General features: G+C 70.4%; 15 protein-coding genes. 11 read left to right on the top strand and 4 right to left on the bottom strand.

Annotated elements, in window-relative coordinates:
• The first annotated feature begins 18 nt into the window (after nt 1-18).
• A complete protein-coding gene (locus ASD30_RS14920; protein ID WP_056682873.1) occupies nt 19-363 on the top strand; it encodes a sterol carrier family protein in 345 nt (114 codons plus the stop codon).
• Between the two features lie 66 nt (nt 364-429).
• Nucleotides 430-1,653: a pyridoxal phosphate-dependent aminotransferase gene (locus tag ASD30_RS14915; protein ID WP_056682869.1), complete on the top strand. Its 1,224-nt coding sequence runs from the start codon at nt 430-432 to the stop codon at nt 1,651-1,653.
• A 16-nt stretch (nt 1,654-1,669) separates the two neighbouring features.
• Here ASD30_RS14915 and ASD30_RS14910 read toward each other — a convergent pair whose 3' ends face one another.
• The 3 genes from ASD30_RS14910 to ASD30_RS14900 are packed head-to-tail and all read right to left on the bottom strand — an operon-like array spanning nt 1,670 to nt 4,719.
• The gene (locus ASD30_RS14910) at nt 1,670-2,494 is read right to left on the bottom strand and encodes an SDR family oxidoreductase (protein WP_056682866.1); all 825 of its coding nucleotides are present in this window, start codon (nt 2,492-2,494) and stop codon (nt 1,670-1,672) included.
• Nucleotides 2,491-3,624: a hypothetical protein gene (locus ASD30_RS14905; RefSeq protein ID WP_056682863.1), complete on the bottom strand. Its 1,134-nt coding sequence runs from the start codon at nt 3,622-3,624 to the stop codon at nt 2,491-2,493. Before ASD30_RS14905 ends, ASD30_RS14910 begins: the two co-directional genes overlap by 4 nt.
• Before the next feature lie 60 nt (nt 3,625-3,684).
• Nucleotides 3,685-4,719 (bottom strand): AraC family transcriptional regulator, encoded by a 1,035-nt coding sequence (locus ASD30_RS14900; RefSeq protein ID WP_056685059.1) that lies wholly within the window; start codon nt 4,717-4,719, stop codon nt 3,685-3,687.
• A gap of 108 nt (nt 4,720-4,827) precedes the next feature.
• Between ASD30_RS14900 and ASD30_RS14895 the strand changes: the two genes are divergently transcribed.
• The 8 genes from ASD30_RS14895 to ASD30_RS14860 all read left to right on the top strand — a co-directional run bounded on the left by ASD30_RS14895 (nt 4,828) and on the right by ASD30_RS14860 (nt 16,428).
• A complete protein-coding gene (locus ASD30_RS14895; protein WP_056682860.1) occupies nt 4,828-5,835 on the top strand; it encodes an iron ABC transporter substrate-binding protein in 1,008 nt (335 codons plus the stop codon).
• Complete coding sequence (locus tag ASD30_RS14890; RefSeq protein WP_082563852.1) at nt 5,835-7,412, top strand: ABC transporter permease; 1,578 nt, start codon at nt 5,835-5,837, stop codon at nt 7,410-7,412. The genes ASD30_RS14895 and ASD30_RS14890 overlap by 1 nt, the downstream gene beginning before the upstream one ends.
• Nucleotides 7,409-8,437, top strand: coding sequence for an ABC transporter ATP-binding protein (locus ASD30_RS14885; RefSeq protein WP_056682858.1), 1,029 nt, complete (start codon nt 7,409-7,411; stop codon nt 8,435-8,437). The genes ASD30_RS14890 and ASD30_RS14885 overlap by 4 nt, the downstream gene beginning before the upstream one ends.
• On the top strand, nt 8,434-11,031 hold the full coding sequence (locus tag ASD30_RS14880) for an AMP-binding protein (protein ID WP_082563851.1): 2,598 nt from the start codon (nt 8,434-8,436) through the stop codon (nt 11,029-11,031). Before ASD30_RS14885 ends, ASD30_RS14880 begins: the two co-directional genes overlap by 4 nt.
• 152 nt (nt 11,032-11,183) lie before the next feature.
• The gene (locus tag ASD30_RS14875) at nt 11,184-11,987 is read left to right on the top strand and encodes an alkaline phosphatase family protein (RefSeq protein ID WP_235530157.1); all 804 of its coding nucleotides are present in this window, start codon (nt 11,184-11,186) and stop codon (nt 11,985-11,987) included.
• 66 nt (nt 11,988-12,053) lie between these two features.
• On the top strand, nt 12,054-13,406 hold the full coding sequence (locus ASD30_RS14870; protein WP_056682853.1) for a dipeptidase: 1,353 nt from the start codon (nt 12,054-12,056) through the stop codon (nt 13,404-13,406).
• Between the two features lie 185 nt (nt 13,407-13,591).
• On the top strand, nt 13,592-15,919 hold the full coding sequence (locus tag ASD30_RS14865; RefSeq protein WP_056682850.1) for a molybdopterin cofactor-binding domain-containing protein: 2,328 nt from the start codon (nt 13,592-13,594) through the stop codon (nt 15,917-15,919).
• Between the two features lie 14 nt (nt 15,920-15,933).
• Nucleotides 15,934-16,428, top strand: a complete 495-nt coding sequence (locus ASD30_RS14860) for a (2Fe-2S)-binding protein (RefSeq protein ID WP_056682847.1) — start codon at nt 15,934-15,936, stop codon at nt 16,426-16,428.
• Nucleotides 16,429-16,443: 15 nt separating this feature from the next.
• Here the strand turns inward: ASD30_RS14860 and ASD30_RS14855 are convergent, their stop codons facing one another.
• A complete protein-coding gene (locus ASD30_RS14855; RefSeq protein WP_056682843.1) occupies nt 16,444-18,246 on the bottom strand; it encodes a sensor histidine kinase in 1,803 nt (600 codons plus the stop codon).
• 129 nt (nt 18,247-18,375) lie between these two features.
• Between ASD30_RS14855 and purF the strand changes: the two genes are divergently transcribed.
• Nucleotides 18,376-19,950, top strand: coding sequence for an amidophosphoribosyltransferase (gene purF / locus ASD30_RS14850; protein WP_056685053.1), 1,575 nt, complete (start codon nt 18,376-18,378; stop codon nt 19,948-19,950).
• Nucleotides 19,951-19,975 lie beyond the last annotated feature (25 nt).

Below are 19,975 nucleotides of genomic sequence, written 5' to 3'. Positions count from 1 at the left end.
TGGCGGATACTGGACGACGTGGCTCACCGTTTCGCACCGGCCGACCCCGACGCCGTCCGTGCCGCCCTCGCCGGTCGCCAGGGTTCCGACCTCCGGCTGCTCACCAAGCACTTCATGGCGCTGCTGCAGGAACGCGCGCCGGGCAACTCCGTCGAGGTCCGCGTGCCGCCGTACGCCGCGGTGCAGGTGATCCCCGGCGTCCGCCACACCCGCGGTACGCCGCCCGCCGTGGTCGAGCTCGACGCCGAGACGTGGATCGCCCTGGCCACCGGTGAGCTCGAGTTCGCGGCCGCCGAGCACGAGGGCCGGGTCCGCGCCAGCGGTGAGCGTGCCGACCTGTCGCCGTACCTTCCCCTGGGCTGAGGCTCGACCGAGCCCGCAACGCGAAACCCCCGCGACCTCGACACGGGTCGCCTGCGAGAATGCCGCATGCGCACCATCAGGCAGAGTCAGAAGCTGAAGAACGTCCGGTACGACGTCCGCGGGCCGATCCTCGTCGAGGCACAGCGGCTGGAGGCCCAGGGCCACCGGATCCTCAAGCTCAACATCGGCAACCCGGCACCGTTCGGGTTCGAGGCTCCGCAGGCCATCGTGGCCGACATGGTGCACCACCTGCCCGACGCGCAGGGCTACTCCGACTCGCGCGGCATCTTCTCGGCCCGCACCGCCGTCGCGCAGTACTACCAGAGCCGCGGCCTCCAGCACGCCCACGTCGACGACATCTTCATCGGCAACGGCGTCTCCGAGCTGATCTCGATGGTGCTGCAGGCGTTCATCGACGACGGCAACGAGATCCTGGTGCCGGCGCCCGACTACCCGCTGTGGACCGGTGCGGTCTCGCTCTCCGGCGGCACTCCCGTGCACTACCTGTGCGACGAGGAGAACGACTGGATGCCCGACCTGGAGGACATCGAGTCGAAGATCACCGAGAACACCCACGGCCTGGTGATCATCAATCCCAACAACCCGACCGGGGCGGTCTACAGCGAGGAGACCGTCAAGGCGCTGGTCGACATCGCGCGGCGCCACGACCTCGTCATCTTCAGCGACGAGATCTACGAGAAGATCCTGTTCAACGGGGCCACCCACCACCACACCGCGGCCTACACCGGCGACGACGTGCTGTGCCTGACCTTCAGCGGTCTGTCCAAGGCCTACCGGGTCTGTGGCTACCGGGCCGGCTGGTTGATGGTCTCGGGTCCCAAGCACCTCGCCGAGGACTTCCTCGAGGGGCTGACCCTGGTCGCCAACATGCGCATGTGCGCCAACGTGCCGGCCCAGCACGCGATCCAGACGGCGCTGGGTGGCTACCAGTCGATCGAGGAGTTCATCGGACCCGGCGGCCGTTTCTTCGAGCAGAGCATGCTGGCCCACAAGCTGCTCAACGAGATCCCCGGTGTCAGCTCGGTCGAGCCGAAGGGGGCGCTCTACTGCTTCCCGAAGCTCGACCCCGAGGTCTACCCGATCAAGGACGACGAGCAGTTCGTCATCGAGCTGCTCCGCGCCAAGCACATCCTGGTCACCCACGGCACCGGCTTCAACTGGCCGACACCGGACCACTTCCGGCTGGTCACGCTCCCCGACGTACAGATGCTCGAGGAGGCGATCGGCCGGATCGCGGAGTTCCTGGCCGAGGTGCGCGCCGGCTCCTGAGCCCTGCGGCAGCGGGTCAGTCGTCGATCGGGAGCCCCTTGCGCTGGAACCTCCTCTGCGCCCGTCGGCCCTGCTTGACCACCAGCGGTGCCGAGAGCAGGCCCACGGCCGGCACGGCATCGGCGAGGCGCGCCACCAGGCCGCGCCACAGCGGGATCGTGGTGACGGGGTGTGGCTTGTCGAGCACCTTGGCGACCGCGGCCACCACCTCCTCGGGCCGGAGCAGCTTGCCGGAGAACGACAGCGCCGAGGCGGGGTCGTCGAGCTTGTCGTGCAGCATCGGCGTCCAGATCCCGTCGGGACAGATGCAGGAGATCGCGACCTCCTTGATGCCGGCCAGGCGCAGGTCGGAGAGGGTGCTGAGGCTGAACCCGATGGCGGCGTGCTTGGACGCCGCGTAGACCGCCTCGCCCGGTACGGCGGTGAGGCCGGCCAGCGAGACGATGTTGACGATGTGGCCGCCCTCGTCGCGCATCGCGTCGATCGCGGCGACCGTGCCGTTGATGGTGCCCAGCGCGTTGACCTCGAGCATCAGCCGGCGGGTGTCGGCGCTCTGCTCCCACGCCGGCCCGGTGACCAGGACCCCGGCGTTGTTGACCCAGATCTCCAGTCGCCCTGCCCGGGCCACGATCGCGTCGCGGGCCGCCGCGACCTGCGCATCGTCGCGCACGTCGACGGCCATCGCGATCGCACCGCCACCGATCTCCTCGGCCGTGGCCCGGGCGGTGGCCTCGTCCACGTCGGTGACCAGGACGGTGTGGCCACGCTCCACCAGCAGGCGGGCGATCTGCTTGCCGAGCCCGCGTCCCGCGCCGGTGACGACCGCGCCGGTGCCACTCATCGGTGACCCGCGGTGATCACGCCGTACTCGATGCCGCCGTGCAGGTAGGTGGGCACCACCGGCCAGAACCGCTTCCACGGCGCCAGCTCGGTGGACGGCAGGATCTGCAGCCAGCGCGGGTCGTCCTTGCACGGGTCGGCCAACGTCTTCTCCTTGACCATGGAGTCGTACTGGTCGAGGGAGTCCTCGAGCGTGTTGGCGTTCGGGCAGATCTCCCGGCCGAGCTGCTCGTGGTAGCGACGCACGCCCGGGATCTTCGACAGCTCGGGCTGCCAGTTGTCGAGCGAGATGCCGTTCTCCGAGGAGACCCAGACACCGTCGGGGGTGTTGATCACCAGGGAGTGGTTCCCGTCGGTGTGACCGGGGGTCCACAGCAGCGCGATGCCGTGGCCCAGCTCGACGTCGCCGTCGAAGGTGACGAACTTGTCGGGGTCGACGCCGCCCAGGCCGCCGTCGACGTACCAGGCCCACTGCATCGGGTGCAGCGACTGCAGGGTGGCCAGCTCGCGCGAGTGGACCAGCATCTTCGCGTCACCGAACAGCGGCTGCCGCGGGGCGGTCTCGTCCTCGATGACCTCGGTGGAGCCGAGGATCATGCGGGGGTCCTGCACGTGCAGGTGGTCGAAGGTGCAGAAGTCGATGTCGGTGGGCTCGAGACCGAGCTTGGCGAGAACGTCGCCGGGCTCGTTGTAGTACTTGAGGACGAGCTTCTCGGCCAGCCGGCCGCCGGGCACCTTGTCCATCATCTTCTGCAGGTTGCGGTAGAACGGCGCCTCGGCCGATCCGTCGGGCACGGTGGGCTCGAAGACGAGTGTGCGCGGCACGTCGTTCCAGTCGTCGTACTGCACCACGATCATCCGGTTGATCATCGAGATGAGCGGGAGGGTCGGCACGGACACGGCGTCGTGGAAGGCGTAGTTGACCGGGTACGGCGCGGCCGCGATGTCGACGGACTTCACCGCGCGGACCTGGCCCTGGGCCTTGAACCGTGCCTTGTACGCCGTGGCCGCCTCGCGCACGGCACGCAGGCGCTCGCCGCGGGGCCACACGTCGTGGACCCCGTCGAACTCCGGGATGGTGCGGGCGCCGATCCCGGTGAGCCGGTCGGACTGCTGCTGGACTGTTGCCATGGATGGCCTCCTCTTCGGTACGCCGAACAGGATGGGTCCCGCGACGGAGGAAAACTTGCCTCAGCGCGACAACTTCGACGGTTTGCCCGAGGCGGCCCGAGCTGCCCGGCGCAGCTCGCGCGGACTGGTGCCCGCCCAACGGCGTACGGCGTGGCTCAGGCCGGTCTGTGAGGCGAAGCCGGACATCGCCGCGATCTGGGCCAGGGGGAGGTCGGTGGTGGTGACGTGGCGCAGGGCCAGGTCGCGACGCACCTCGTCGAGCACCTCCTCGAACGTGGTGGACTCGTCGGCCAGCCGGCGCTGCAGCGTGCGCGGGTGGACGGCGAGCAGTCGGGCGACGTTGCCGAGCGCGGGCCGCGTGGTGCCGATGGTCTCGGCGAGCGCTCGTCGCACGTGTGTGGTGACCCGTTGCTCGGGATCGGTGTGCCGGCTGGTCAGGTGGTCGAGGGCGAGTTGGCGGATCGCCTCGTTGGCGCCCTCGAACTGCCGGTCCAGCAGCCTCCGCTCGACCCGGATGGCCCCTTGGGCAGCGCCGAACTTCACGTCCGTCCCGAAGAAGTCGAGGTAACGCTGCACGGGCGACTGCGGCGCGTGCGGCAGCTCGACCGAACGCACCCCGGCGCTCGAGCCGATCAGGGCGAGTGCGACGTGGTGGAAGAGGCCCAGGCCGAGCTCCATGGCCTGCGGCGAGTACGGCGAGTCCCGCAGGTCCTTGCGATAGGTCAGCGCGATCACCTCCCGACGACCGCGGGGGTCGGGCTCGATGCCGATCCGCAGGGCGGGGCTGTGCACGAACAGGAACCGCGAGGCGCAGTCCAGGGCCTCGGCGACCGTCGAGGAGGCCTCGATGGCCACGGCCAGCGGTCCGAGGATGCTCAGGTCCTGGTGGTCGACCAGGCGCAGTCCCAGGTCGGGGCAGCGGAGCTCGCGGGCCGCGACGTCGAGCATCAGGTCGTGCGCGGTGATCGGGACGAGGCCGTCGTCGGAGGCCAGGGCCTCGCGCGGGATGTCGAAGCGATCGAGGAGCTCGTCGGGGTCGCCACCGAGTCCGGTCACGAGGGCAGCGAAGCCGCGCAGGCTGGCCGCCCGGATCATCGGTGCCACGGGCCCGACCCTACGCACGCCACGAGACGAACACATCACATTGCGGACAAAGCGATTCCCTACAATAAGGTAAGCCGAACCTTAGTCGATTGGAACGCCATGTCGCCCCGCCTCGTCGCCGCCGCCGTACCCCTGCTCCTGCTGAGCGGCCTGCTCAGCGCCTGCAGCGAGGACGACGGACCCTCGATCACCGTCTACAACGCGCAGCACGAGGAGCTCCTCGAGGAGCTCGTGCCGATCTTCGAGAAGGAGACCGGCATCGACGTGAAGCTGCGCAACGGCAAGGACTTCGAGCTGGCCAACCAGATCGTGACCGAGGGGGAGGCCTCGCCGGCCGACGTGTTCCTCACCGAGAACTCCCCGGCGATGTCGCTGGTCGAGTCCGAAGGCCTGTTCTCGCCCCTTCCGGCCGACACCCTCGCCCTGACCCCGAAGCAGTTCCGCCCGGTCAGCGGCAACTGGACCGGCTTCGCGGCCCGTTCCACCGTGGTGATGTACAACAAGGACGACATCGCTCCCGAGGACCTGCCGACGAGCATCCTCGACTTCGCCGACCCGAAGTGGAAGGGCAAGGTCTCCTTCTCGCCGACCGGTGCCGACTTCCAGGCCATCGTCTCCGCAGTGCTCGAGCTCAAGGGCGAGGACGCCACCAAGGAATGGCTCGTGGGCCTGGCCGAGAACGGCGAGGTCTACGACGGCAACAACATCGTGATGCAGTCGGTCAACGACGGCGAGACGCCGACCGGCATCGCCTACCACTACTACTGGTACCGCGACCAGAAGGAGTCCGGCGAGAACAGCGCCAACACCGAGCTCTACTTCTTCGGCAACCAGGACCCGGGCGCCTTCGTGAGCGTCTCCGGCGCCGGCGTCCTGAAGTCCAGCGACAAGCAGGAGGACGCCCAGGAGTTCGTGAAGTTCCTGGTCGACAAGACCGGCCAGCAGGCCCTGGCCGACAGCTACGCGCTGGAGTACCCGCTCAACCCGGCGGCGGAGCTCGAGCCCCTGGTCAAGCCGTTCGGCGAGCTGGAGCCGCCCACGGTCGAGGTCTCGAAGCTCAATGGGCCCAAGGTCATCGAGCTGATGCAGGGCGCCGGGCTGATCTGATGACCACCACCGTCGATCCGCCGCGCACGTCGCGGCGGGTGCATGACGGGGCACCCGTGGCGCTCCTGCTCATCGGAGTCGCCGTCGCACTGTTCGCGCTGATCCCGCTTCTCCACGTCGTGCAGTACGCCGCCACGGTGGACCCCGACACAGCCAGGGAGCAGCTGTTCCGCCCACGGATCGGCATGTTGCTGCGCAACACCCTCGGCCTGATGGTCGCCTGCGTCGCGACCAGCGTCGTGGTCTCCGTCGCCTGCGCCTGGCTCGTGGTCCGGACCGATCTTCCGCTGGCCGGCCTGTGGCACGTGCTCCTGACCGCGCCACTCGCCGTACCCGCCTTCGTCAACGGCTTCGGCTGGGTCTCGCTGACCCACTCGGTCGAGGGCTTCGGCGGCGCAGTGATGATCGTGACGCTGTCCTACTTCCCCTTCGTCTACCTGCCGGTCTGCGCTGCGCTGCGCGGCCTCGATCCCTCCCACGAGGAGATCGCCGCCTCCGTGGGCCTGACCCGGGCTGCCACGTTCCTGCGGGTCGTGATGCCGCAGCTGCGCCCGGCGATCCTGGGTGGCTCGCTCCTGGTGGCACTGCACATGTTCTCCGAGTTCGGCGCCCTGAAGACGCTTCGGTTCCCGACCTTCACCACCGCGATCTACGACCAGTTCAACACCACGTTCAACGGCCCCGCCGCCCACCTGTCGTCCGCCCTGCTGGTGCTGCTGTGCCTCGTCGTGCTGCTGGTCGAGCTGCGGCTTCGCGGCCGACGGCGCTATGCGCGCACGAGCAGCGGCAGCCCGCGCACCGCCGACCGGGCAGGTCTCGGTCGGCTGCGGTGGCCGGCCCTGGCGGTGCCCGCCGCGGTGACCTGCCTCGCCCTGGGCGTGCCGATCTACAGCCTCGTCCACTGGATGCAGGTCGGCTCCTCGACCGGCAACGGGCTCGACCAGCTGGTGCCCACCGCGGTGACGACCGTGTCGTACGCCGCCGCGGGTGCGCTGCTGTCGGTCGTCCTGGCGCTGCCCGTCGGCCTGCTCGTCGTACGCCACCCGTCGCTGGCCGGCACCCTGGTCGAGCGCAGCACCTACACCGCCAACGCGCTTCCCGGAATCGTGGTCGCACTGGCGTTGATCACGGTCACCATCGAATACGCCACAGGCCTCTACCAGACCGCGATCGTGCTCGTGGCGGCCTACCTCATCATGTTCATGTCGCGGGCCGTGGTCAGTGTGCGCGCCTCGCTGGAGCAGGCGCCGCCGGTCCTGGAGAGCGTCGCCCGGTCCCTCGGCGTGAGCGGGCTGGCCACCACGTGGCGGGTCACCGTCCCGATCGTGATGCCCGGCATCGGCGCCGGCGCCGCCCTGGTCTTCATCGCCATCTCCACCGAGCTGACCGCCACACTGCTCCTCGCGCCGCTGGAGACCAAGACCCTGGCCACCGAGTTCTGGTCGCAGTCCTCGGCCCTCGCGTACGGCGCCGCGGCGCCGTACGCCCTGCTGATGATCGTGATCTCGATGCCGGCGGTCTACCTCCTGAGCCGTACGACGCAGGGGCAGCGCCCCGGAAGGTCGGTCCTGCCATGAGCGTCCTCGACGTACGCGGGCTCACCCGCAGCTTCGGACCCGTCCGGGCCCTGGACGGGGTCGACCTGACCATCGCGGACGGCGAGGTGCTGGCCGTGCTCGGCCCCTCGGGCTGCGGCAAGACCACCCTGTTGCGCACCATCGCCGGGTTCATGCCGGGTGACACCGGCGAGGTCATCCTCGACGATCGACCGGTGCTGGTCGACGGCAGGTCGAAGGTCGCGACCCGCCACCGCAACGTCGGCTACGTCCCGCAGGAGGGGGCGCTCTTCCCGCACCTCGACGTGGCCGCCAACATCACCTTCGGGCTGGACCGCCCTGAACGCCGCAGGGCCGACATCGGGGAGCTGCTCGAGCTGCTCGACCTCGACCCGTCGCTCGCCCGGCGCTCGCCGCACGAGCTCTCCGGCGGCCAGCAGCAGCGCGTCGCGGTGGCCCGCGCCCTGGCCCGCAAGCCCTCCCTGCTGCTCCTCGACGAGCCGTTCTCCTCCCTCGACGCGTCACTGCGTGAGGCCACCGGTCGCGCCGTCGTCCGCGCCGTCCGGGCCACCGGGGCGGCCGCCCTGCTGGTCACGCACGACCAGAACGAGGCCTTGTCGCTGGCCGACGTGGTCGCCGTCATGTCCGCGGGGCGCGTGGTCCAGGTGGGCGCACCCCTGGAGGTCTACGGCCGCCCGGCCACGCCGTTCGTGGCCTCCTTCGTCGGCAGCGGGTCGGTCCTCCCGGCCACGATCACCGACGGCGTGGCCGACTCCGTGATCGGCCGCTTCCCGGTGTCGGGGCAGGCCGCCGGCGACGTCGACCTCTTCGTGCGCCCGGAGCAGGTGCGCCTCGACGAGGCCGGCGAGGTCGAGGCGACGGTCGCCGGGTTCGACTTCTACGGTCACGACGCCTGCCTCCACCTGTCGGTCGGCGACCACCACGAGGTGCTCTGTCGGGTCAGGGGTGATCGCGTGCCGGGCGAGGGGCAGCGGGTCCGGATCAGCGTCGACGGCGCGGCCACGGTCTTCGAGCGTGCGACGTGACGATCACCGGCTCCGGCCCGTCCCCTCTGCGTCATCCGTTCGGCGACCTCGCCCGGTTCCGCGACCGGGCCGCCCTGGTCACCGCCGACGGGCAGGTCACCTACACCGAGCTGGCGGACCGGGTGGCCGTGCGGGCGGAGGCCTGGCTCGACTGCCGACGGCTGGTGCTGCTCAGCGGCGCCAACACCGTCGACTTCGTGGTGTCCTACCTCGCGGCGCTCGCTGCCGGCTGCCCGGTGGCCGTCGTCCCGGGGGCCGAGGGCCACCTCGCCGCGGTGATCCGCGCGTGGGACCCCGACATCGTCGTGCGCTGCGCGCCTGAGGGCGGGGCGGTCGACGACGTACGCCGAGCCGGCAGCACGCACCACCTGCACCCCGACCTGGCCCTGCTGCTCTCGACCTCCGGGTCGACCGGCTCGCCGAAGCTGGTGCGCCTCTCGCAGGACAACCTGACCAGCAACGCGGCGAGCATCGCCGACTACCTGGGCCTCACCGACGCCGACTGCGGCATCACCAGCCTGCCGTTGCACTACTGCTACGGCCTCTCGGTCCTGCACAGCCACCTCAGCGTCGGGGCAGCCGTCGCGCTCACCGAGACCTCGGTGGTCGACCGCTGCTTCTGGGAGCTGTTCGAGCAGGCCGGTGTCACCGGACTCTCCGGGGTGCCGCACACCTTCGACCTGCTCGACCACACCGGCTTCGCCGACCGGCCCCTGCCCCGCCTGCGCTACGTCACCCAGGCCGGCGGCAAGCTGGCGGCCGAGCGGGTGCGCGGCTACCACCGCACGGGCCGTCGCTCCGGCTGGGACTTCTACGTGATGTACGGCCAGACCGAGGCCACCGCGCGCATGGCCTACCTGCCCCCGGACCTCGCCGAGGAGTGGCCGCAGGCGATGGGCCGTGCCGTCCCGGGTGGCTCGCTCCGGCTCGAACCCGTCGAGGGCGCGGGCGGCGACGTCGGCGAGCTGGTCTACGCCGGACCCAACGTGATGATGGGGTACGCCGAGCACCCCCGCGACCTGGCCCTCGACGCGATGCCCGGTGAGCTGCGCACCGGCGACCTGGCCCGCGAGCTGCCGCACGGCCTGTTCGAGGTGGTCGGTCGCAGCAGTCGCTTCACCAAGGTCTTCGGACTCCGGGTCAACCTCGACGACGTCGAGGCGCACCTCGCGGGCCACGGCATCACCGCGCGTTGCGTGGGGGTCGAGGGCAGCATCGACGTGTTCGTCACCCGTCGCCGCGACCTGCGGCCGGCCCGCGAGCTGGCCGCGGGCCTGTGCGCCGTACCGACCTGGGTGGTGAGCGCGCACCGGCTCGCGGAGCTGCCCCGCACGCCCAGTGGCAAGCCCGACTACCCGCGCCTCGGCGCGCTGGCCGCGGTGTCCCGTGGCCACGAGCCGGCCCCGCAGGGGGTGGACGTCGCCGACCTGTGCGACCTCTATGCCCGCGTGCTGGACCGCGACGACGTGACCGCCAACGACAGCTTCGCGGGCCTGGGCGCCGACTCCCTGTCGTTCGTCGAGATGTCGGTGCGCCTGGGGGAGCGGGTCGACCCGCTGCCGTCCGACTGGCACACCCTGCCGATTCGTGAGATCGCCGCCGGCGCCGCGCACCGGAGTCGCTGGGGCACCTCGCTCGACACCACCGTCCTGCTGCGGGCCGTCTCGACCGTGTTGATCGTCGGCTCGCACGTCGAGCTCTTCGACCTGACCGGCGGCGCCCACCTGCTGCTGATCCTGGCCGGCTACAACCTGGCCCGCTTCCACCTCGGCGCCGGTGCGAGCGCCACGACATCCGCCCGCATGTGGTGGGCGATGGTGGCAGTCCTGGTGCCCAGCGTGCTGTGGATCGGCGCCGTGACGTTGCTCTTCGGCGACTACGACCTGAGCACGGTGACGTTCCTGAACTGGGCGTTCGGCTCCGACACGTGGGACGACCGGTGGCGGTTCTGGTTCCTCGAGTGCCTGGTGTGGATCCTCGCGGGGGTGGCGGTTCTCTTCGCGTCTCCGCGAGTACGCCGACTCGAGGCCCGGAGCCCCTTCGGCTTCGCACTGGGCGTCTTCGCTGCGGCCATGGCGCTGCGCCTCATGCTCACCGGCTGGACCGCCGACGACATCGACCACTACCTGACGCCGTACCTGCTCTGGCTCTTCGCCCTCGGCTGGTTGGCCGCCCGGGCCACGACGCTGCAGCAGCGGCTGCTGGTCAGCCTGCTCGGCGTGATCGCGGTGGTCGACTTCTTCGGTGAACCCTCACGAGAACGCGTGATCTGGGTCGGTCTGCTGATCGCACTGTGGATCCCGGCAGTGCGGTTGCCACGGGCCGTGGCCTGGCTGGTCGGCGTGCTGGCCACCAGCTCGCTCGCGGTCTACCTGACGCACTGGCAGGTCTACCCCCACCTCGAGGTCGACCACCCGTGGCTGGCGCTCTTCGCCTCGCTCGCGGTCGGGGTGACGTACCACTCCGCCACCAAGCCCCTCGTGGAGTCCGCCCGTCGTGTCCGGCGCGCCCAGCGGCGGGTCCCGACCGTGCCGATTCCCGCACCTGGTTCGTCGACCGGGCATACCGTGGGAGCCAGCACTCGAACGACCTGAAGGGCGGCGTCCGCATGAGGTCGTGCTCCCGACACACCAAGGCCCTGATCGCCGCCTGCCTGACCATGGGGGTCCTGGCGGGGTGCGCGGACGAGGCCGGGACCCCGGTCGACGGGGGCCCGCCACGCCCCCCTGCGTCGCAGGACGGGGCCGTGAGCGCGCCGGTGACCAAGGTCCTCGTCGTGATCGAGGAGAACCACACCCTGGACCAGATGCACGCCGGAATGCCCTACCTGGCCTCACTGGCCGACCAGTACGGCTACGCCACTCATTGGAGGGCCCGGGCGCATCCGAGCGAGCCCAACTACCTCGCCATCGTCGGCGGGTCGACGTTCGGAGTCACCGACGACGCAACCCCGTCCGTCAACGCCCGCAGGGTGGGGCAGGCGCAGTCGATCTTCGGGCAGGCCCTGGCAGCCGGGAAGTCGGCGCACACGTACGCCGAGTCGATGCCCGAGAACTGTCATCAGTGGGACCACCCGGAGAAGTCCGTCGGGAAACCGTCGTACGCCGCGCGGCACAACCCGTGGGTCTACTTCACCGCGGAGCGCGCGCAGTGTCTGGAGGATGACACCGACCTGAGCACCTTCGCTGCCGACGCCGCGAGTGACACCCTCCCCGACATCGGACTCCTGATCCCCGACCTGACCCACGACGCCCACGATGCGTCCCTGACCGAGGCGGACGCCTGGCTGGAGCGACAGCTGGCCCCGGTGCTCGCCGGTGACGACTTCAGGAGCGGCCGGCTCGCCGTCGTGGTGACCGCCGACGAGGACGACCGCTTGCAGGACAACACGGTGCTCACCGCGGTGCTGCACGTCGGCCTGACCCACAAGGTGGTCGACACACCCCTGACGCACTACTCCCTGACCCGGTTCATGGCGGAGGTCATCGGTGTCGAGCCCCTCGGCGAGGGTCGTGGCGCTCCGGACATGCGCGCGGCGTTCGGACTCTGAGCGGCTGCCCGACCATCGCGACCTGCGCCGCGACGCCTGGTCGGCCGCGCCGCTAAGGTGCTCGGCATGACCACGATCGACACCATTCGTACCCGTCTCACCGAGTTGATGCCCGCGATCCGGGCCGATCTCGAAGACCTCGTCCGCATCGAGTCCGTGAGCGCCGACCCGGCCCGTGCTGCCGAGGTGCAGCGCAGCGCGGAGAAGACCCGCGACCTGTTCGCCGCCGAGGGCTTCGAGGCCGAGATCCTCAGCGCCGACGGAGGGGCTCCTGCAGTCGTGGCCACCAAGGCCGCGCAGACCGGTGACGCCGCCGCCGCGAAGACCGTGCTGCTCTACGCCCACCACGACGTACAACCGGAGAACGACCACGCCGAGTGGAACACCCCGCCGTTCGAGCCGACCGAGGTGGGCGACCGCCTCTACGGTCGCGGTGCAGCCGACGACAAGGCCGGCATTGCCGCACACCTGGCCGCGCTGCGCGTGCTCGGTGACGAGCTGCCGGTCAACGTCGTCGTCTTCGTCGAGGGCGAGGAGGAGGTCGGCTCCGACTCGCTGCCGGCCTTCCTCGAGGAGTACAAGCACCGCCTCGAGGCGGACGTCATCGTGATCGCCGACTCCGGCAACTGGGACATCGGCGTGCCGGCGCTGACCACCAGCCTGCGCGGCCTGGTCCGCGTCGACATCGAGATCCGCACCCTCACCCACGCCGTACACTCCGGCATGTGGGGCGGGCTGGTCCCCGACTCCCTGATCGCGCTCAGCCGGGTGATCGCCTCCCTGCACGACGACGAGGGCAACGTCGCCGTCGAGGGCCTGTACGCCGGCCCGGCGGCCGACGTCGACTACCCCGAGGACCGCCTGCGTGCCGAGTCGGGCGCGGTGCCCGGCATCGAGTGGATCGGCAGCGGCAGCGCCGTCGAGCGCCTCTGGACCAAGCCCGCGCTGAGCATCACCGGACTCGACGCGCCCAAGGTCGACGGTGCCAGCAACACACTCGTCGCCGCCGCCCGCGCGAAGATCTCGCTGCGCGTCGCACCCGGCGACACCACGACCAATGCGCTGGAGTGCCTGCGCGCGCACGTCGAGAAGAACGTGCCGTGGGGCGCCGAGCTCACCTTCACCGTCGTCGACACCGGCGAGGCCACCCAGATCGATGCCACCGGCCCGGCGTACGACGTGGCCCGCGACGCGTTCCAGCAGGCCTGGGACGGCACCGCCCCGGTCGACATGGGCGTCGGCGGGTCGATCCCGTTCATCGCCGCGTTCCTCGAGGCTTTCCCGCAGGCCAGCGTGCTGGTGACCGGCGTCGAGGACCCCGACACCCGGGCCCACGGCGCCAACGAGGGCTTGCACCTGGCCGAGTTCGAGCGGGTCTGCGTGGCCGAGGCGCTGCTGCTGGGCAACCTCGGAGGCTGACCCGGCCGAGCCCCCGGGCCACGTTTGGTCGGGCACATTTGTTACACGAGAAGTGACCTGGTGTCACGCCCTGTCAGAGTCTGAGATGGGGGGTGGCGCCAGCCGCCGCACTCGGGCACTGTCGAGTGCGGAGAGGGAGCGTGTGGTCCCAGCGCAATCGGGACAGCTCTCGGAGGTGGCTCAACGTGCTCGACCCCCAGTCCCTGCCTGCCCCGGCACTTGCCCGTCACGACGTCGGCCGGCGTCGATTCCTCGGTTACGTCATCGGTGGCACCACGCTGATGGCGGCTGTCGACCTCGGCCTGCTCGCTGACCCGGCCCGGGCCGACATCCCGACCCTGCCGCAGCCGGCCGAGTTGTACGACCTCAACGACCTGCTCACACATGCGGCCATGCCGACCGCGAACCTCATCACCGTCACGATGAACGAGGACGGAACGGCGTCGTTCGCGCTGCCTCGCGCCGAGGTCGGCCAGGGCATCACCACGTCGACCGCGATGATCATCGCCGAGGAGCTCGACCTCCCGGTCGACAAGGTGCACGTGACCCTCGCGCCGGCCCGGCCCGAGCTCCTCTTCAACCAGCTCACCGGCGGTTCGAACACCACCATCTCGACGTACACCCCGATCCGGGTCGCCGCCGCGATCGCGAAGAAGCAGCTCCTCGAGGCGGCCGCGATCCTGCTCGGCTCGACCGTGGGCAGCCTGGTCGCCAAGGCCGGCGTCATCGAGGCCCCCGACGGCAGTACGGCGACGTACGGCGAGCTGGCCACGAAGGCGGCCAGTCCCACCACGAAGAAGGTGAGCGTCACGCTCAAGGCCGACGCCGAGTTCGCGGTGGTCGGCACCCCGCAGAACCGCGTCGACGCCCTGGCCGCGGTCACCGGCACCAAGGAGTACACGACGGACCTCCAGGTCGCCGACGCCCTGCCGACCATGGTCTGCCGGGCGCCCACCCTGAACGGCACGCCGCTCGCAGTGCGCAACAAGGCCGACGTGCTGGCGCTGCCGGGGGTCACAGACGTGGTGATGATCGACACCGGTGTGGCCGTGCGGGCAGAGACGTTCGGCCAGTGCATCGACGGGGTGCGTGCGCTCGACGTGCGCTGGCTCGACGGGCCGGCCGCCGGTCAGTCCGACGCCGACGCGCTGGCCCACATGAAGAAGGCGGAGCTGCCGATGCCGGCACTGCCGAAGAACCCGTTGGCGCGGACGGTCTCGGCCGACTTCACCTTCTGGTTCCGCAGCAACTCCGCGATGGACACCAACTCTGCGGTCGCCGACGTACGACCCGACGGAGCGACGATCTGGGCCGGCCTGAAGTCGCCGGTGATCGCCCAGCAGGCCATCGCCGAGGAGCTCGGCCTGCCCCAGGACAAGGTGACCGTCAACGTCGTGCAGTCCGGCGGCTCCTTCGGCCGACGCCTGTTCTTCGACGCGGCCATGGAGGCCGCGAAGATCTCGAAGGCGATGGGCAAGCCGGTCAAGCTGATGTGGCACCGCGCCGACGACGCCCGCGCCGGCCGCGCCCACCCGCTGTGCACGTCGCGGGTGCGGGCCAGCCTGCTCGGCAACGAGGTGCTCGCCTTCCACCAGTCGCACACGAGTGTCGAGACCGACTACCGGCACGGGCTCGGCGAGCTGATCACCGCCAACCTGGCCGCCCTGCCGACCAACCTGGGCAACCTCGGCTTCGCCGAGACGATCTTCGTGCTCACCCAGGAGGTGCCCTACAACTTCGGTGTCGTGCTGCAGACGCTGGCCGAGACCGACCAGCGCTTCAACACCGGCAGCATGCGCAACATCTACTCGCCCGACGTGCGCTGCGCCAACGAGCTGATGGTCGACATGCTGGCCAAGGAGGTCGGCAAGGACCCCTACGCGTTCCGGCGCAAGCTGCTGCGCAACAACCGGGTGCGCGCCGTGCTCGACAAGGTCGCCGAGGTTGGCCAGTGGGGACGCAGCATGCCGGCCGGCACCGCCCAGGGCATCGCCATCCACAAGGAGTACAAGGGCGCCAGCGCCTGCCTGGTCGAGATCGACGCCCGCCCCGAGACCGTGAACCGCGAGGTGCGCGACGCGGTGACCGGGCCGCGGGTGACCAAGGTGACCTTCGCCATCGATGTCGGGCTGGCGATCAACCCGCGCGGCCTCGAGGCCCAGATGCAGGGCTGCATCAACGACGGCATCGCCCTGGCCCTCACCTCCAGCCTGCACCTGCGCGACGGGCACTTCATGGAGGCCAGCTGGGACAACTACTTCTACACGCGGCAGTGGAACACCCCGCCCGAGGTGGAGGTGATCGTGATGCCCTCGACGTCCGAGGAGCCCGGCGGTGCCGGCGAGGCAGGGGTCGCGGCCACGTTCGCGGCGGTCGCCTGCGCCTATGCCCGCGCGACAGGCACCGTGCCGAAGGAGTTCCCGATCAACCACCACCAGATCTCCTTCGAGGAGAAGACCCGCATCCCACCCGTGCCCGAGTCGCCCGTCGACGGCCTCGACCACACCTACTGAAACGAGGAGCTGTCATGCCTGAACAGACCTTCATCCTCAACGGCGAATCGGTCACGGTCGAGGTCGAGGACGACGTACGCCTCCTGTGGGTGCTGCGCGACCTGCTCGGTGTCACCGGCCCGAAGTACGGCTGCGGCATCAACGTGTGCAAGGCCTGTACGTCGCACATCAACGGCCGCGCGTTCAACCCGTGCTCGGTGCCGGTCGGAGCGGTCAAGGAGACCGATGAGGTGACCACCATCGAGGGGTTGCCGGCGACCGCGGCCGAGGACCAGCGCGGCGAGCACGGCCTGCACCCGATGCAGGAGGCGTGGCTGGAGCGGGACGTCGCGCAGTGCGGCTACTGCCAGCCCGGCCAGATCATGGCCGCGGTGGCTGTGGTGAACCGGGCCCGCCGGGAGGACCGGGCGGTCACCGACGCCGATCTCGACGGCATCCGCAACATCTGCCGGTGCGGCACCTACACCCGCATCCGCGAGGCGATCCGCGCGGGTGAACAGCAGATGTAGGGCACGGCCACGGGCTCAGGCGCGGGGCAGCGTCACCGTGAACGTGCTGCCTTCGCCGAGCACCGAGTCGACCTCGATGCGGCCGCGGTGGCGTTGCACGATGCGTTGCACGATGGCCAGGCCGAGGCCGGTTCCGGGCTGGGCGAGTGCCTCGGGGTTGGTCGAGCGGAAGAACTCGCCGAACAGGTTGGCCTGGTCGGCCTCGGAGATGCCGAGCCCGTCGTCGCTCACCGCGAGCGTCACCGAGTCGGCGTCCGCGCCGAGGGTGATCCTGACCGAGCCGCCGTCGTGGGAGTACTTCACCGCGTTGCTGACCAGGTTGCTGCACAACCGGTCGAGCTCGGCGGACTCCCCGGCGGCGACCACGTGCTCCTGCGCCACCACGTCGATCCTGAGGTTCCGGCGGGCCGCCTCGAGGCCGACCAGCTCGACCGCACTGGCGACCAGCGTGCGCAGGTCGACCGGCAGCGGCGAGACCGGTCGGGCCGGGTCGCCCACCCTCGACAGCGTGAGCAGGTCGACGACGAGGCCCTCGAGCCGCCGGGCGTTGCGTTCGACGACGTTGAGCTGGCGCCTCGTGTCGGGCCCGACCTGCGCGTCCTCGAGCAGCTCGAGGTAGCCGAGGATCCCGGTCAGCGGCGTGCGCAGCTCGTGCGAGACCGTCGCGATCAGGCGGCTCTTGTAGCTGTCGAGGGCCCGGACCTCCTCGAGCACCTTGCGCTCGCGCTCGAAGGTGCGGGCATTGAACATGGCTCGCCCAAGGTCCTGGCTGATCTCACGGGCCCAGCGGGCGTCGGAGCGTCGCCACTCGCGGGATCCCGGGTTGCGGACCAGCACCAGCAGGCCGAGGCACTCCTCCCCGGCGCCGAGGGGGACCAGAAGGGCGGTGGCCACGTTGATCGACTCGAAGTAGCGCAGGGTGCTCTCGAAGACGGCCGGGTCGATGCCCGTGGCGGCCGGGCGTTCCCGGGAGATGACGATGACCCGCTGTGCCGCCCAGGCTGCCCGGGCGGCGCTGTGTGCGGCATCGACGAGCTCGGGCGGCAGCACGACCTCACGGTCGTCGGTGGAGTAGATCGCGTCGGCGCCCCTCCCGAAGTTGTCGAAGGCGTGCAGCCACATGCCCTCCGCGCGGAACCCGTCGATGATCTCGGGTTGCGAGGTCTCGATGAGCTGGTCGAGCGAGAGCTGCCCGCTCGCGACGCGCACGATGTTGCGTGCGGCGGCGGCCAGGCGCAGCTCCTCCGCGGCACGTTCGCGTTCGAGCAGGGCGCCCACCACGCGCGAGGACACGTCGACGTACCGCCTCAGGAGCGACTGCTGCCGCGGCCCCGGGCGCAGCCCGCCGACCGGCAGGTCGACGGTGAGTACGCCGCGCACCTCACCGTCCTCGTCGAGCAGCGGGGCGAAGAGCATGTCAAGGGGATGCCAGGCGTCCTCGTGCTCCAGCGGCGTGAAGGTCGGCACCCACCCCATGTCGTCCTCGCGGCCGAGGACGTACTCGTGGGGCACGAAGCGCAGGGTGCCCCACGCCACCGAGTCGGCGATGTCCTTCTCGAGCTCGGAGATCGGCCGGGTCAGGCCCAGGAGCTCGCGTTCGGCCTCGGAGTTGCCGGCGACGGCCACGATCTCGAGGTGTCCGGCGTCCCTCAGCACGGAGAGGGCCGCGACGCCGAAGCCGGCCACCTCGCAGACCCCGTCGGCGAGCACCCGGAGCGAGTCGGCGAGCAGCTGGGCCGACCAGGCGCCGGACAGAATCCGGTCGAAGCCGTGCAGGAACGCGGCATCTTCGTCGGTCTCTTCGATGTTCTCTGGCATGGGGTCCCCCTGCAGCCACCATATTCGGGTCGCGTCGCCCGCACGAACTCCGACGCCGCCACACTCCGGGCGATTCTGCGCGCGTGCCGGTCGGCACCTAGACTGGGGGCCGTGGCCCAGCACAGCAACATGCGCAAGGGTGGCGACGGTCGTCTCACCATGGCCCTCGACCCCCAGGACCAAGGTCCCCAGGACGCCTGCGGCGTCTTCGGAGTCTGGGCCCCAGGTGAAGACGTCGCGAAGCTCACCTACTACGGCATCTTCGCGCTCCAGCACCGCGGCCAGGAGTCGGCCGGCATCGCGGTCAGCAACGGGCGCCAGATCCTGGTCTACAAGGACATGGGCCTGGTCTCGCAGGTGTTCGACGAGTCGACGCTCGAGGCGCTCAAGGGCTTCCTCGCGATCGGCCACTGCCGCTACTCGACCACCGGCGCGAGCACCTGGACCAACGCGCAGCCGACCTTCCAGCCGACCGCCCACGGCTCGATCGCCCTGGCCCACAACGGCAACCTGACCAACACCGCCGACCTGGCCCGCCAGGTCGGCGACCTCGCCGCGCTCGACGGTGAGCTCGACCTGCACGTGCACAAGTCCGAGGCCTCCACCAACGACACCAGCGTGGTCACCGCACTCCTGGCCCACCACCCCGACAGCACCGTCGAGGAGAAGGCGATGGAGCTGCTGCCGCAGGTGCGCGGCGCGTTCTGCTTCGTCTGGATGGACGAGAACACCCTCTACGCCGCCCGCGACCCGCAGGGCATCCGCCCGTTGGTGCTGGGACGGCTCGAGCGCGGCTGGGTGGTCGCCTCCGAGACCGCGGCGCTCGACATCGTCGGTGCCTCGTTCATCCGGGAGGTCGAGCCCGGCGAGATGGTGATCATCGACGAGGACGGCCTGCGTTCGCGACAGTTCGCCGAGCCGGCGCCCAAGCACTGCCTCTTCGAGTTCGTCTACCTCGCCCGCCCCGACACCTTGATGACCGGCCGCCGGGTGCACAGTGTGCGCGTCGAGATCGGCCGCCGCCTGGCCCGGGAGTTCCCGGCCGAGGCCGACCTGGTCATTCCCGTACCCGAGTCCGGAACCCCGTCGGCGATCGGGTTCGCCGAGGAGTCCGGCATCCCCTACGGCGTCGGCCTGGTCAAGAACTCCTACGTCGGCCGCACGTTCATCCAGCCCAGCCAGACCATCCGGCAGCTCGGCATCCGGCTCAAGCTGAACCCCCTGCGCGACATCATCGAGGGCAAGCGGCTCGTGGTGGTCGACGACTCGATCGTGCGCGGCAACACCCAGCGTGCGCTGGTGCGGATGCTGCGAGAGGCCGGGGCCAAGGAGGTGCACGTCCGCATCTCCAGTCCGCCGGTGAAGTGGCCGTGCTTCTACGGCATCGACTTCGCCACCCGCGCGGAGCTGATCGCCAACGGCCTCTCGACCGACGAGATCCGCCGCTCCATCGACGCCGACTCCCTGGCCTACATCGGGCTCGACGAGCTCGTCGAGGCAACCCAGGTGCCGATGGACCACCTGTGCCGGGCCTGCTTCGACGGCGTCTACCCGGTGGCCCTGCCCGACCCCGAACACCTCGGCAAGGGCCTGCTCGAGCCGTCAACGCTGCCGATCACTGCCCAGGGACGCCTGATCGAGGCCGACGGCCTGGCCACCTCGCTCGCCGGTGGCGGGGCCGCGGACGCCCTCGACCGTCCCTGACCGACCAGACCACGAGAACAAGGAA

This window comes from Nocardioides sp. Root140, from assembly GCF_001426745.1.
GTDB lineage: Bacteria > Actinomycetota > Actinomycetes > Propionibacteriales > Nocardioidaceae > Nocardioides.
The sequence above is the reverse complement of the archived record's forward strand: the minus strand, read 5'-3'. Positions and strand labels throughout refer to the sequence as shown.

Excerpts from the sequence above, each read along its gene's own strand:
- ASD30_RS14910 (WP_056682866.1), bottom strand. The coding sequence starts at position 2,494 with ATGAGTGGCACCGGCGCGGTCGTCACCGGCGCGGGACGCGGGCTCGGC.
- ASD30_RS14860 (WP_056682847.1), top strand. The coding sequence starts at position 15,934 with ATGCCTGAACAGACCTTCATCCTCAACGGCGAATCGGTCACGGTCGAG.
- purF (WP_056685053.1), top strand. The coding sequence starts at position 18,376 with ATGCGCAAGGGTGGCGACGGTCGTCTCACCATGGCCCTCGACCCCCAG.
- ASD30_RS14900 (WP_056685059.1), bottom strand. The coding sequence starts at position 4,719 with ATGATCCGGGCGGCCAGCCTGCGCGGCTTCGCTGCCCTCGTGACCGGA.
- ASD30_RS14905 (WP_056682863.1), bottom strand. The coding sequence starts at position 3,624 with ATGGCAACAGTCCAGCAGCAGTCCGACCGGCTCACCGGGATCGGCGCC.
- ASD30_RS14870 (WP_056682853.1), top strand. The coding sequence starts at position 12,054 with ATGACCACGATCGACACCATTCGTACCCGTCTCACCGAGTTGATGCCC.
- ASD30_RS14890 (WP_082563852.1), top strand. The coding sequence starts at position 5,835 with ATGACCACCACCGTCGATCCGCCGCGCACGTCGCGGCGGGTGCATGAC.
- ASD30_RS14855 (WP_056682843.1), bottom strand. The coding sequence starts at position 18,246 with ATGCCAGAGAACATCGAAGAGACCGACGAAGATGCCGCGTTCCTGCAC.
- ASD30_RS14885 (WP_056682858.1), top strand. The coding sequence starts at position 7,409 with ATGAGCGTCCTCGACGTACGCGGGCTCACCCGCAGCTTCGGACCCGTC.
- ASD30_RS14895 (WP_056682860.1), top strand. The coding sequence starts at position 4,828 with ATGTCGCCCCGCCTCGTCGCCGCCGCCGTACCCCTGCTCCTGCTGAGC.
- ASD30_RS14915 (WP_056682869.1), top strand. The coding sequence starts at position 430 with ATGCGCACCATCAGGCAGAGTCAGAAGCTGAAGAACGTCCGGTACGAC.